General features: G+C 63.4%; 12 protein-coding genes. 10 read left to right on the top strand and 2 right to left on the bottom strand.

Annotated elements, in window-relative coordinates; all coding sequences use genetic code 11:
• Nucleotides 1-20: 20 nt before the first annotated feature.
• Complete coding sequence (locus tag VG543_RS07155; RefSeq protein ID WP_423178285.1) at nucleotides 21-407, top strand: hypothetical protein; 387 nt, start codon at nucleotides 21-23, stop codon at nucleotides 405-407.
• 70 nt (nucleotides 408-477) lie between these two features.
• On the opposite strand, the gene VG543_RS07160 is transcribed toward VG543_RS07155, so the two are convergent.
• Both VG543_RS07160 and VG543_RS07165 read right to left on the bottom strand, forming a co-directional pair.
• Nucleotides 478-1,143 carry an Abi family protein gene (locus VG543_RS07160; RefSeq protein ID WP_423178283.1) on the bottom strand — a complete coding sequence of 222 codons (666 nt, stop codon included), beginning with the start codon at nucleotides 1,141-1,143 and terminating at the stop codon, nucleotides 478-480.
• A 163-nt stretch (nucleotides 1,144-1,306) separates the two neighbouring features.
• Entirely contained in the window at nucleotides 1,307-2,806 is a 1,500-nt protein-coding gene (locus VG543_RS07165; protein ID WP_423178281.1) for a YifB family Mg chelatase-like AAA ATPase, read from the bottom strand.
• Nucleotides 2,807-3,196: 390 nt separating this feature from the next.
• Here VG543_RS07165 and VG543_RS07170 point away from each other — a divergent pair, with 390 nt between their 5' ends.
• The 9 genes from VG543_RS07170 to VG543_RS07210 all read left to right on the top strand — a co-directional run bounded on the left by VG543_RS07170 (nucleotide 3,197) and on the right by VG543_RS07210 (nucleotide 12,744).
• On the top strand, nucleotides 3,197-3,913 hold the full coding sequence (locus tag VG543_RS07170) for an ABC transporter ATP-binding protein (RefSeq protein WP_423178351.1): 717 nt from the start codon (nucleotides 3,197-3,199) through the stop codon (nucleotides 3,911-3,913).
• Between the two features lie 12 nt (nucleotides 3,914-3,925).
• A complete protein-coding gene (locus tag VG543_RS07175; protein WP_423178279.1) occupies nucleotides 3,926-5,224 on the top strand; it encodes an ABC transporter permease in 1,299 nt (432 codons plus the stop codon).
• Between the two features lie 75 nt (nucleotides 5,225-5,299).
• Nucleotides 5,300-6,529, top strand: coding sequence for an ABC transporter permease (locus VG543_RS07180; RefSeq protein WP_155030254.1), 1,230 nt, complete (start codon nucleotides 5,300-5,302; stop codon nucleotides 6,527-6,529).
• 170 nt (nucleotides 6,530-6,699) lie between these two features.
• Nucleotides 6,700-6,885 carry a hypothetical protein gene (locus VG543_RS07185; protein WP_155030253.1) on the top strand — a complete coding sequence of 62 codons (186 nt, stop codon included), beginning with the start codon at nucleotides 6,700-6,702 and terminating at the stop codon, nucleotides 6,883-6,885.
• A gap of 30 nt (nucleotides 6,886-6,915) precedes the next feature.
• Nucleotides 6,916-8,214: a radical SAM protein gene (locus VG543_RS07190; RefSeq protein WP_423178276.1), complete on the top strand. Its 1,299-nt coding sequence runs from the start codon at nucleotides 6,916-6,918 to the stop codon at nucleotides 8,212-8,214.
• Between the two features lie 9 nt (nucleotides 8,215-8,223).
• Nucleotides 8,224-9,447, top strand: coding sequence for an aKG-HExxH-type peptide beta-hydroxylase (locus tag VG543_RS07195; protein ID WP_423178274.1), 1,224 nt, complete (start codon nucleotides 8,224-8,226; stop codon nucleotides 9,445-9,447).
• Nucleotides 9,425-9,949, top strand: a complete 525-nt coding sequence (locus VG543_RS07200; protein WP_423178273.1) for a hypothetical protein — start codon at nucleotides 9,425-9,427, stop codon at nucleotides 9,947-9,949. The genes VG543_RS07195 and VG543_RS07200 overlap by 23 nt, the downstream gene beginning before the upstream one ends.
• A gap of 2 nt (nucleotides 9,950-9,951) precedes the next feature.
• Nucleotides 9,952-12,084: a peptidase domain-containing ABC transporter gene (locus VG543_RS07205; RefSeq protein WP_423178271.1), complete on the top strand. Its 2,133-nt coding sequence runs from the start codon at nucleotides 9,952-9,954 to the stop codon at nucleotides 12,082-12,084.
• A gap of 39 nt (nucleotides 12,085-12,123) precedes the next feature.
• Entirely contained in the window at nucleotides 12,124-12,744 is a 621-nt protein-coding gene (locus VG543_RS07210) for a hypothetical protein (protein WP_423178269.1), read from the top strand.
• Nucleotides 12,745-12,797: the final 53 nt, after the last annotated feature.

Raw genomic sequence — 12,797 nt, forward strand, 5'->3', positions numbered from 1 at the left:
GGCGGCGCAAGGTTCCCACAATGTTGTTGGGTCATCCTGTCGGCATGGCTCAGTACAACCCGCGAACCCCGCTGTTCGGCATCCGAGGCCCAGTACGGCCCCGGCAAGCGCTGTCCGTGGCGCCCGCATTCGACCTGCGGGCCGAATACCAGTTCTGGCAGGTCTACGAACGCGTGGTCCGCCCGCTACCCGGCGGCGGGCTGCCTCAAGCGTGGCTGGTGTGCCAGAAGGTGTATCGCGACCGTTGGCAGCACCCGGACGACAGCGACGAGGCGGCGTTGTCGCGGGTGCTGTTTGGCGGGAACATGACGGCTGGCCGGGCGTCGGAGCTGGCGGAGCTGCACGCGCTGGTCAGCCGTCGGGTGGCGCTGCTGGCGAAGCGGGGACGGTTGCATTCGGCAGCCTGATGCCTGCCCTTGGTGGGGTCGACTGTTAGTCGACCGCTCTTCGCACCCGGCCGCAGGAGGACACGCGCAGTCAGCGTCTATTCGACTCGGGCGAACATACCAAGGTGATTCCGTCTTCCGGGTATGCCTGAGGAAAGTGGTTGTTCTCACGACACCATGTCGCGGCGGGCGGCGATAGCCATTCGATCAGCGTCAGAATCTCATCGTGGTGCCCGCGCAGGTTCCAGCCGAGGATCGGTTCGTGATGGGCGATGCGGTTGCGTAGCACGCGTATGCGAGTCAGCGGTCCCGAAAAGCTCCTCCTCTTCAGTCCCCTGGGCGCACTGGGGTCCGCAATCCGGTGAAGGATCTGCTGCCAAAGGGCCTCGTAGTCCTTGTTGAACATTGTTGTCCAGAAACTGAAGGTGAGACTGGCGACCACACCGCCTGCTGTTACCGTCTTTCCCGCTCTGACCAATTCGTTGACGGCTTTGGCGACCTGCTCGAGTTGATGAGCAACCTTCAGGGCGCCAGCGCCTCGGCCGTACCACGCCTCGCCCTTGGCCTGGGTCAGAACGGTGTGAATGCGGTTTCGCAGTGCCACTTCCAACGTCTGCAGTGGTGCGTAGAGGCTTTCAGACAAGTGGGTATTGCATCCATACAGGGCGATGGCTCGGCTACGGTCGCCCCCCGCCCAATCCAGGTAGCGGCCAAAGCGCTCCAGGGAAAGGGCTTCTTCGAATCTGTCATGGCTCATCGCTGCCTGGACGCCTCCACTGATGCCGATTGCAGTGTGCCGCCGTGTGGGGTACGGTGGTCAGGTACACCCCGGTACCGTCTCTGTCCTTCTGGGCACGCGGCCGGGGTATTTTTTTGATTGTTGCTGCTCCCGTGCAGACGAGGGCTCCCGGCAATCAGGCTCATGCATTTCCCCGATCCAACTGCCGATAGCCAATCGCCTCAGCCAGATGCGCGGTCTGGATACCCTCGCAACCCGCCAGATCCGCAATCGTGCGCGCCACGCGCAGAATCCGGTGCATCGCCCGTGCGGAAAGCTGCAGACGTTCAATCGCCTGCTCAAGTAGATCCTGATCGGCCTCGCTCAGCTTCGTGCACGCCCGCAGCGCCGCCGGCGTAAGATGTGCATTGAGCCCGCCACGCACCTGCTGCTTGGCATGGGCGGCTTCCACCCGTGCACGTACCGCAGCGCTGGGCTCCCCCAGCGGCGTGCTCTCCCGCAACTCCACTGCGTCCATGCGCGCCACACTGATATGCAGGTCGATACGGTCCAGCAACGGACCAGACACCCGCGCACGGTAACGGTTGATACGCTCGTCGCTGCACAGGCAGCGGTTGCTGCGGTCACCGGCCCAGCCACAGGGGCAGGGATTCATCGCCGCCACCAGCTGGAATTGTGCGGGATACTGCACGCTGCGTGCCGCGCGGGCGATGCGGATGTGGCCGGATTCCAGCGGCTCACGCAGGGTTTCCAACGCACTTCGGTTCCACTCGGGTAGCTCATCGAGAAAAAGGACACCGTGATGGGCCAGCGAGATTTCGCCGGGGCAGGGTGGATTGCCGCCGCCTACCAATGCGGCCGCGCTGGCACTGTGGTGCGGTGCCCGGAAGGGACGCTGCCGCCAACGCCGTGGGTCCAGCCCTTCGCCACTCACCGAGGCAATCGCGGCCAGCTGCAGTGCCTCGGCTTCTTCGGTATCCGGCAACAGGCTGGGTAGGCGCGAGGCCAGCAGCGTCTTGCCGCAGCCAGGGCTGCCGATCAACAACAGATGGTGCCCACCGGCGGCCGCCACTTCCAACGCGCGCCGCGCATGCGCCTGCCCGCGCACGTCGGCCAGATCGGGTAGCGGCAACGGCGTCGTGTCCACGCGTTCCACGGGTGGCAACAGGCGCGGATTGCCCAACCCGGCGCAGCACTCCAGCAACGTACGCGCTACGCGTACGTCGGCATGCTCGGCCAGTGCGGCTTCTGCGGCATTCCCCGGCGGCACCACCAGAATGCGCCCGGCGTCTGCCGCCGCAATTGCCGCCGGCAGCGCTCCGGCCACCGGCCGCAGCTCGCCGGTCAGTCCAAGCTCACCCAGGAACTCGTACTGCAGCAGCGATTGCGGATCGACCTGGCCGCTGGCCGCCAGAATGCCCAGCGCGATGGCCAGGTCGTAACGCCCGCCTTCCTTGGGCAAGTCGGCGGGCGCGAGGTTCAAGGTGATGCGCCGCTGCGGAAAGTCGAAGCGCGCGCAGAGCAGGGCGGCACGCACGCGCTCGCGGGATTCGCGCACGCTGGTTTCGGCCAAGCCCACGATCTGCGTAACAGGCAGGCCGCCAGAGAGATGCACTTCCACTCGTACCAGCGGGGCGTCGACCCCGGCGCGGGCACGGCTGTGGACCAGCGCCAGGCTCATGTGTGGTTTCCTGCTGAAGGGCGCTTGATGGTGCAGCAGGTGATCTGTGGGTCGCCATCGGGTATTGCCGGAGCTATATCTAGGGATATTCCCGCCTCTGCCAGGCCGTCGATCGATCAGGTAGCCCCGGAAGATCTGTATATAGATTCCTAGATGAAGGAGGACGGTCCCGCTTCCGTCTGTACAGATGGTCCATGAAGCTGACATTTCCGCGAACGATCGAAAGGGGGCTGTTCGCGACGTATGGGGTCAGGCAGGAGGCGCAGGCGTGTCGGGCGCATCACAAGACCTTGCTCCGCGTTGCAAAGTAGGTGAACATCGACTGACTGCTGGTGCTACCTTCAGGCCCGCTTGCTGCACGTTTCGCGATGTTGGACGAAAGGACGCCGAATGCTCGAAATGACAGGAGTTTCAAAGGTTTTCCGTACCGGCGAAGTGCAGACCAGCGGGCTTCGATCGATGGATCTGAAGGTTGCCGAGGGTGAGTTCGTTGCTGTGACGGGCCCATCGGGCTCTGGCAAGAGTACATTTCTCAATATTGCCGGGCTGCTCGAAGATTTCACCTCAGGCACATACCGGTTCGATGGCGAGGATGTCTCCCGGCTGGGCGACATCGCCCGCAGCCAATTGCGCAATCGCAAGATCGGTTTCATTTTCCAGGGGTTCAACCTTATCCCGGATCTGAACCTCTTCGACAATGTGGATGTGCCACTCAGGTATCGGCGCATGCCCGCAGGCGAGCGTCGCCAACGCATCGAGCAGGCATTGACCCAGGTCGGCCTGGGTTCGCGCATGAAGCACTTCCCGACCCAGCTTTCCGGTGGTCAGCAGCAGCGTGTGGCCATCGCGCGCGCGCTGGCCGGTAGTCCACGCCTGCTGCTGGCCGATGAGCCGACCGGCAACCTGGACACGGAAATGGCCCAGGGCGTAATGGCGTTGCTGGAGCAGATCAACGCCGCTGGCACCACCATCGTGATGGTGACCCATGATCTGGAGCTGGCGTCCCGCGCACGCCGCAATGTCCACATCATCGATGGCCAGGTGACCGATCTGCTGCGGCCCCTGCACCTTGAACAGGAATTCTGCGAACTATCGGTCAACGGCTAAGGATGGTGGTGGATGGTGGGTTACTACATAGGCCTTGCACTGCATAGCCTGAGAAGAAACAAGGTACTGACGGCCCTGATGATCCTTGCGATCGGCCTGGGCATTGCCGCCTCGACAACCACGCTTACCGTGCTGCACGTCCTGTCTGGCGATCCACTGCCCGGAAAGAGTGACCGGGTGTTCCGCGTCCAGCTGGATGCGGCGAGCCTCCAGGGCTATCAGCCGGGCCGCGAACCCGACGAACAGGTGACCCGCCTGGACGCAGAGACACTGCTGTCGCAGGCCAAGGGCGCGCGACAGGCGATGATGTCCGGCGGCGGCGCCAGGGTCGATGCCGGTGTGGACGGGCGTGCACCCCAGCAGACCGATGTGCGCTTCACTACCGCCGACTTCTTCCCCATGTTCCAGGTGCCGCTGCGTTACGGGCGCACCTGGACGGCGGCCGAAGACGTGTCCCATGCTCGTGTGGCCGTCATCAGCGAGGAGCTCAACGCCGCACTGTTTGGCGGTGCCGACAGCACCGGGCGGACCATCCGTGTCGCCGGCGGCGAACTGCACGTGATTGGCGTGCTGTCCGCATGGCGCCCGGTGCCCAAGTTCTACGACCTCAACACAGGCAAGTTCCGCGCGGTGGAGGGGCTGTTCCTGCCGTTCACCACATCCCGCGATCTGGGCATGAAGTTCCAGGGCAGCAGCACCTGCTGGGGCAGCAACAGCGACATGTACGACCTCAACGCGCCCTGCGCGTGGCTGCAGTACTGGGTCGAGCTTCCAAGTGTGGCCGATGCATCAGATTACATGCGCTACCTGGAAAACTATGCAGCGGTGCAGCACGAAACGGGTCGCTACGCGCGCCCGGTGAATGTACGTCTGCGCAGCGTAAGCGACTACCTGCAGTTCAAGCAGGTGGTTCCAAGCGATGTGCGCATGCAGGTCTGGCTGGCGTTTGGCTTCCTCGCAGTGTGCGTGTTGAACACGGTCGCGTTGCTGCTGGCGAAGTTCCTGCGGCGCACTTCGGAAATCAGCCTGCGCCGGGCGCTGGGCGCCAGCCGGATCGATGTGTTCGCCCAGTGTCTGGTCGAGGCGGCCGTGATCGGTGCTGCCGGTGGCGCCCTGGGTCTGCTGCTGGCATGGCTGGGGTTGTGGGCCGTTCGCCAGCAGCCGGTCAGCTACGCCGCGCTGGCACATCTGGATATGGCGATGCTGCTGGTATCCCTGGCGATCGCTCTGGCAAGCAGCCTTCTGGCGGGGGCGCTGCCCGCATGGCGCGCAATGCAAGTCGAGCCGGCATCCCAACTCAAGGCCGAATAAGGCCCCCTTCGTCATAACGCCAGCGTGGCCGTTGCCTTGGCCACGCCGGCGGGATTCAGTTCCCGGGAGTGGACCATGGACGTAGCACCCATCGTTTCAGCCATGCGCCGGCACAAGATTGCCGTGTCATTGATCGTGCTGGAGATCGCGCTGAGTTGCGCGATCATCTGCAATCTGCTGTTCCTGATCAACGAGCGCCTGCAGCGCCTGCAGATCGACAGCGGCGTGGCCGAGACCGAGCTGATCCGCATCCAGGCAGCCAACCCCCGGCAGCTGGAAGGTGGCGGGGAGAGCCAGGACCGCAGCTTGGCACTCCAGTACCTGGCCACGCTGCGCGCGGTACCGGGCGTCAATGCTGCTGCGCTGGCCTCCCAGGTACCTTTCAGCAGTTCCAGCAGCACCAGCACCGTTCGCCTCAGCGCCGATCAGCAGGATGAGAGCCTGACTGCCAGCGTCTACCTTGACGAAGGCGGACTGCTGCAGGTGCTGGGCACGCGGCTGATCGCCGGGCGCAACTTCAATGCCGATGAGTATCGCGACATGAGCGCCTTGGAGGACGCCGGCGGCGACCAGGGCGTGCCAGCGGTCATCATCAACCGCAGTATGGCCGAGCAGCTCTTCCCGGGCCGCAGCGCGATAGGCCAGTCCATCTTCAGCTGGGGCACCTCACCGACACGGGTGGTCGGGGTTGTGGAGGAGTTGATCCGGCCGAATGGATTCGCCGATGGGACCTACACGATGATCCTCCCGGTGCGCAAATACACGGCAGGCATGCACATCGTGGCGCGCGTGTCGCCGGCCCTTAGGGGCGGGGTGCTGCAGGCGGGTGTCGCAGCGCTCAGGGCGGAGGATCCGAACATCATCATCTTCAACAGCGACACGCTTAGCGAGATGCGCAGTGATTACTTCCGCCAGGATCGCGCAATGGCCGTCATGCTGTCGGTGGTGGTGACGGCGCTGCTGATTGTCACGGCGCTGGGCATCGTGGGCCTGGCCAGCTTCTGGGTGCAGCAGCGCACGCGCCAGATCGGTATCCGTCGCGCGCTTGGCGCGCGTAGGGTCGATATTCTTGCGTATTTCCAGACCGAGAATTTCCTCATCACCTCCGCAGGCATCACGCTGGGAATGCTCCTGGCCTACGCCTTCAATCTGGTACTGATGAAGGCCTACGAGCTGTCGCGCATGCCCTGGTATTTCCTGCCTGCGGGCGCGCTGCTGTTGTGGATTCTCGGGCAGCTGGCGGTGCTCGGTCCCGCTCGTCGCGCATCGCAGGTCAGTCCAGCAGTCGCAACGCGTGGCAAGTGAGTGCGCAACGCACGTCCTGCAGAGAATGGTTCCTGCAGTGAGCAAAGCTATTGGTTGACATCACGAACACGTTGTGTGAAAACAACTTTGACGCATCTGATTATGCGTCGTTCATGTGTAGTGCGAATCCACGTAGTTCAACTTCACTTGTACAAAGAAGGGAGTCTTGAATGGATCTGAAGCTCCGTAGTCTGTCTGATCGTCTCAAGTCCAAGATTGAAAGCAGCCCGCAGGCTGTGTCTGATCTGGACGGCATGAGTGACCTGGTCGATGCGCACCTGGAACTGGTGAGCGCGGCCCATGGCTCGGCCCATGCATCGGGCCACCTGTCGGCCAACCCGGAAGTGCTGGAGTAGTTTTCCAGCCTTGAGACGTGGTGCCGGCCTGTGGCCGGCACCTTTGATCGCATTCCAATGCAACTCGCAGCCACCTGCGGGACAGGGAAGTCTTTGCCCATGAGTAACTCATTCGGTAATCAGATCGACGTCGTTCTCAAGCTGGCCGAGCGCTGCAATCTTGCATGCCCCTACTGCTATTACTTCTTCCAGGAAAACAAGCTCTCGGAAATCAGTCGCCCATTGATTCCTGAGAAAACCGTCCACGTGCTTGCCGCCTTCCTCAAGAAGGGCGCACAGGAGCTGGACATCAAGCATATATACCTGGGGCTGCACGGTGGTGAACCGACGCTGCTGCCGAAGGCACGTTTCGACCGCCTGTGTACCATCCTGCGCGAAGCACTCGATGGTGTCGCCGAACTGCATCTTGGAATGCAGACCAACGGCACGCTCGTCGACGATGAATGGGTCGATCTGTTCGCAAAGCACCAGGTGATGGTGGGTGTCAGCATCGACGGCCCGAAGGATGTCCACGATGCATCGCGACCCGATCGTCGCGGTCGGGGCAGCTATGACACTACTGTGCGCGGGCTGCGCCTGCTGCAGGCCGCCAGCGCGCAGGGGCGCATTCCGCCGACCGGTGTGCTGTGCGTAGCCAACGCGGATCTGGATGGGCGTGAGGTGCTGAGGCACTTCTCCGAAGAGCTGGGCGTATCGGGCCTCAATCTCCTGTTGCCGCGGCAGGGACACGACGATACAACACTCGCGCCGCAGGCGCAGTGGACGCGATATTTCAGCGAGATCATCGACTACTGGATGAACTCGGCGCAGACCAAGCCGATCCGCGTCTACATGATCTCCGAGATCATGAACGCCATGATGTCCGAGCAGAACGCGCAGCGGCTGGACTTCCGCCGCGCCAACCGGCACAACGTCATCACGATTTCCGCCGAGGGCTACCTGGGGCCGGACGACAACATCATGGCGCTGGACGAGGCGTTCTGCAGATCTGACGTCACCATCGAGAACACCAGCCTCAGCGAGTTCTTCGCCAGCCCGATGTGGAGGTCCCTGGTGGAGGACGTGGATTCGTCACCACAGAAGTGCACCGATTGCGAATGGTTCCGGACCTGTCGCTCCGGTGACCTGTTCAATCGCTACAAGAGCGGCCAGGGCTTTTCTTCACACTCGGTCTTCTGCGAGACCTTGGACTCGATCCACTCCACGCTGGCCAAGATCGTGGTCAGCCGCGACGGATTGGAAAAGGTGGCAGGGATTCTCGCCGCACCGCCCACCATGAAGGCATCGCAGTTCATGAACCCGACCGTCGGCGCCCAGGTGATGGCCTAGGACTGTCCCATGGATGTCTTCCGCTATCTTTCGCACCCTGCGGTGGGCGATTTCCGCAGCCTTGCTGCCGAGCTGTGCACCCTGCAGTTCCACGCGTTCGTCAGCCGCACCCGCGATCGCCTGACGCAGATGCAGCACGCGGCAGTGCTGGACGAAGTGCTGGCTGGCCTTGCGGACACGCCCCCTCACCGCGGTTACTGGACGCCGGAGGTCAGCTGGATCCAGGCCGGCGAATCGGCCCGCGCTGGGTACGCCCGCCTTGCGCCGCACGAAGAGTGGCAGGTGGCGCAGATCGCCACAGCAGCATTCCTGACCGGCATCCTGGACCGCATTGCGCTGCGCGTGACGCTTGAATTCCCTCTGCTTGTGGCAGGACGCACCTTTCTGGGCGAAGTGCTGATCGAGGGGCACGGCGACCTGTTGCGGATCCGGTCCGGTGTCTCCACGCTCGCCACCTTCGTGGCGGTGACCGCGTGCGAGCGTTGCACCGTGTGGATCGACGCCAGGATTGGTGTGCAGGGCGTAATCAATCTGCACGGTGAAGTTCCCATCCGGTGCGTTGGTAGTGATTGGCACCGCTCTGACTTGATCGGCATGGACTGCCAGGACGCGTCGATCGCTGATGCGACCCACCAGCTCCAGGATGCGCTGGACCTGCTGCGCTCGGTCTGCCCGGAGTACCACGCATGGGTGACCTGCCTGCTGAAGGAAGTGACCCCGATTCGGCGGCCCGCCCCGCGCATGCTTGCCAGCAACTCCTCGTGGCTGCGCATGGGCGGGATTGATGTGTCGGTACCGGCAAGCGTCACCGAGACCGTGGAAATGCTGGTGCACGAATGTACGCACCAGTACTTCCACATGTGCGCTTGGCTGGGATCGACCGTGGTGCCGGGTGCCAAGCCGCACTTCTCGCCGCTGAAGCAGTGCGAGCGGCCCTTGGACAGGATCCTTCTGGGCTACCACGCATTCGGCAATGCGCTGATCGTGTTCGACAGGCTGGCCGCGCTGGGCAGGACCGAGGAGATACGCGTGCGCTGGACCGCCGTTGCCGCCTACATGGACAAGCTGGTCGAGCCACTGCAACCGCCGGACGAGCTCAGCGAGCTGGGCCTGGCGCTGTTCTCCCCGCTACGCGCGCGCCTTGATTCCCTGCACCACCAGCGCCCACCCGCCTCGGCCTCGGCCGCGTCCCGCATGAACCGGCACGACCATGTCCCGACCTTCTCCCCTTGATGACCGTCCGTTCTTCCGGCCGGAGGCCGAGGCCCATCGCCTGCACCGCCATCTGGGTGAAGTGCGGCTTGCACGGCCTGTATCGGTGCGCCTGGTGTACCTGATTCCCTTGGTAGCCACAGCGCTGCTGTCTGTTGCCGCGTCGCTGGTGACATTCCGACCGCGTGTGGAGCTGACCCACGTACCGGTGGAGCTGGGTAACGGTGATGTGGGCCTGGTGCTCCCGGCCCCGCGTGCCGCAGTGTTCCCGGTGGGCAGGGCCGTCGAGCTGCTGGGGGGCGATGATCGTCCGCTCGCCACCGCCGAGGTGATCGCCGCCGGCGCGGTGCCCTGCGTTGCTGCACCGGCCTCCGCCATGCCTCCGGACGGCTGCACACAGCTGCGCGTCCGGCCCGCCGTCGCGACGACGGATGGGCGCCATGGCGCTGTTGCAAGCGTGCGCGGCGCGCCGCGTCATTACTTCTCCTTGTTCGACCGTGACCCGCCTGCAGGGGAGAAGTGAGCATGTCGATCCGCAGTGGGCGCAAGACACCGATGATCTACCAGGCCGAGCACAGCGAGTGCGCGTTGGCCTGCCTGGCGATGGTTGCCGGCTACCACGGGTTGGATGTGACGCTGCTTGCCCTGCGCGAGCGGTTCCCGATCTCGATGAAGGGGGCCACGCTGCGCGATGTCGTTGAACTCGCGCGGCGAATCGGCCTGGATACCCGCACTGTGCGCTGCGAGATTCCGTCATTGGCCAAGCTGCAGCTGCCGGCACTGCTGCATTGGGATTTCGAGCATTTCGTGGTGCTGGCGGGCATCCGCGGCACACGCTACGTGATCCATGACCCAGCCCTTGGCGTGGTGGAAATGCGTGCGGAAGAGGTGTCCCGGCACTTTACCGGCATCGCCGCCCAGTTCACCCCGCGTCCCGACTTCCAGATGGGAAGCGAAGGTGGGCGCCTCACCCTGCGTCGCCTGCTGCAGGGCAGCCGCGGTGTCTGGTCGTTCGTGGCGCAGGTGGTGTGGATCACTGCGTTCCTGGAAGTGTTTGCGCTGCTCAGCCCGCTGGTGCTCAAGACCGTCATCGATACGGGACTGACCAACCGCGACTTCGATTTCATCACGGCCCTGGCGCTGGGCTTTGCGGGTGCGGCGGTGCTGCAGGGCGTGCTCGCGTTCTCGCGCGATTACGTACTGCTGCATTTTGCATCGGCCTTCAATGCACAGTTCTCGTCCGTGCTGTTCAGTCATCTGCTGCGCCTGCCGATGCAATTCTTCAGCAAGCGCCGCGTGGGTGATCTGATCGATCGCTATCAATCTGCCAATATCATCCGGCAGACACTGGTCGGTAGCCTTCCCCGGGTGCTGCTGGATGGCGTCATGGCGATCGTGTTCATTTCCATTCTCTTCTATTACTCGCTCGCGCTGGGCGGGTTGGCGCTGGGCTTCTTCCTGCTCTACACGGCCGTGCGCGTTACCTGGCACCGCAGTACCCGGCGGCTGGCCGAGAATGTGGTGAAGATGCGGTCCGAGGAGAATGGCCATGTGATCGAGACCCTGCGTGGCATGCAGCCGATCAAGATCTTTGCCAAGGAGCAGGAGCGCCTGGGCAACTGGCACAACCATTACAGCCGCCTGATAAACGCGGAGATGGGCCATGGCCTGTCCACCTCGGCACAGTCGGCATCGAAGGTGATGCTGCTCGGCTTCGATGCGGCGGCCAGCATCTATGTGGGCGCAACACAGGTAGCTGCCGGTTCATTGACCATTGGCCTGCTGTTTGCACTGCTTGTCTACAAGGCGCAGTTCGCGCAGAAATCGATGACGCTGGCCGAACAGGCGATGGAACTGCGGATGGTGTCGCTGCATCTGGATCGGCTGTCCGAGATCGCGCTGTCGCCCCCGGAGCAGGATGCCCAGGCGGCAATACCGCTGGTCCCCGCCGACTTCGACGGTTTCCGGCTAGAGGTGGACAATGTCTCCGCGCGCTACGGCCCAATTGATCCGGCCGTGATCTCTGGTGCGACCTTCCAGATCGAGGCGGGCGACTTCGTCGCGTTGATCGGCCCCTCCGGCAGCGGCAAGACGACCTTGTTCCGCCTCATCCTCGGCCTGATGGAGCTTGCCGAAGGGCAGGTGCGTTTCAATGGCCGGCCCATGGCGGATTTCGAGATGCAGAGTTTCCGCCGCCGCATCGGCGTGGTGATGCAGGACGACATGCTGTTGTCGGGCACCATCCTGGACAACATTTCCTTCTTCGACGCCAGCCCTGATGAGTCCAAGGCGCGGTGGTGCGCCGAGACAGCGATGATCTTCGATGAGATCGAAGCAATGCCAATGAAGTTCAACAGCCGCATTGGTGATCTGGGATCGGCGCTGTCCGGCGGACAGAAGCAGCGCATCCTGCTGGCCCGCGCGCTCTATCACGATCCGCACATCCTGCTGCTGGACGAAGGTACCGCCAATCTGGACGTCTCGGTAGAAAAGCAGTTGCTGGACAACTTGGCGATGCTTGGCATCACCTGCGTATCGATTGCCCATCGCCCCGAGACGATTCTGCGTGCCAACAAGGTGCTGCACGTTGAACGTGGCCGCGTGGTCGAGGTGCGTCGCGCCGATGCCGAAGCCGTCGTGGATGTCGCCCTGGCGTGACCCTGCGCCGTTCCATTGCCCAAAAGAGAGAACACCACCATGAATGTCAGGTTCCTGGAGTCGCGCGGATTCAACCAGTCCACGCAGGTCGATCTGTTCATCCGCCTCTGGGATACGCCGATCGATGAGGTGGTGTCCGAACGGCTGGCCATCCTGGCGCCGATACAGCAGATCAGTTCACCCTTCGGCAACATGAACAACACGGGCACGCCGTATCCGTCCACGAGCTGTCTGGCGTCGCGGTTCCATCCGGATTTTGAATCGGTCATCGAACCTGGCGTGAAGGACCTCCTGTTCGCCATCGCCATCGACCACAACTTGGTGACCTACACCAGCTGCGAGGGCCACGACTACCGCTCCGATGGTCGTGAGCCGGATGAGCGTCACGTTGGTGTTGTCAGTCGCGATGGAGACGAACAGCGCAAGGTGGTGGCGGCCTTCACCGAGGTGGCATCGCGCTTCAATGCAGGGAACCCCTCGGCGGCGATCGAGGCGGCGCTGATGGTGCATACCGTGCGCAGTGCGGCGCGCGAGTACCCCACCGTGGATCTGTATCTGTCCAAGCGTGAGCGGGCGGGGTGGGATGCCTACTTCGCCGAGGTGGACGCCGCGTGCGCGCAACTGGTGGCAGAACTGGGCAGAATTCCGGAGATCAGCTGAGCCGTGTGGCGACCCGCAGTGGCGCGCTGCCAACATTTGGTGTGGACTGAATC

Source organism: Stenotrophomonas sp. CASM101, assembly GCF_049384845.1.
Lineage (GTDB): Bacteria > Pseudomonadota > Gammaproteobacteria > Xanthomonadales > Xanthomonadaceae > Stenotrophomonas > Stenotrophomonas hibiscicola.

Coding starts and splice junctions, on each gene's coding strand:
- VG543_RS07155 (WP_423178285.1), top strand. CDS start 21: ATGTTGTTGGGTCATCCTGTCGGCATGGCTCAGTACAACCCGCGAACC.
- VG543_RS07160 (WP_423178283.1), bottom strand. CDS start 1,143: ATGAGCCATGACAGATTCGAAGAAGCCCTTTCCCTGGAGCGCTTTGGC.
- VG543_RS07165 (WP_423178281.1), bottom strand. CDS start 2,806: ATGAGCCTGGCGCTGGTCCACAGCCGTGCCCGCGCCGGGGTCGACGCC.
- VG543_RS07170 (WP_423178351.1), top strand. CDS start 3,197: ATGCTCGAAATGACAGGAGTTTCAAAGGTTTTCCGTACCGGCGAAGTG.
- VG543_RS07175 (WP_423178279.1), top strand. CDS start 3,926: ATGGTGGGTTACTACATAGGCCTTGCACTGCATAGCCTGAGAAGAAAC.
- VG543_RS07180 (WP_155030254.1), top strand. CDS start 5,300: ATGGACGTAGCACCCATCGTTTCAGCCATGCGCCGGCACAAGATTGCC.
- VG543_RS07185 (WP_155030253.1), top strand. CDS start 6,700: ATGGATCTGAAGCTCCGTAGTCTGTCTGATCGTCTCAAGTCCAAGATT.
- VG543_RS07195 (WP_423178274.1), top strand. CDS start 8,224: ATGGATGTCTTCCGCTATCTTTCGCACCCTGCGGTGGGCGATTTCCGC.
- VG543_RS07200 (WP_423178273.1), top strand. CDS start 9,425: ATGTCCCGACCTTCTCCCCTTGATGACCGTCCGTTCTTCCGGCCGGAG.
- VG543_RS07205 (WP_423178271.1), top strand. CDS start 9,952: ATGTCGATCCGCAGTGGGCGCAAGACACCGATGATCTACCAGGCCGAG.
- VG543_RS07210 (WP_423178269.1), top strand. CDS start 12,124: ATGAATGTCAGGTTCCTGGAGTCGCGCGGATTCAACCAGTCCACGCAG.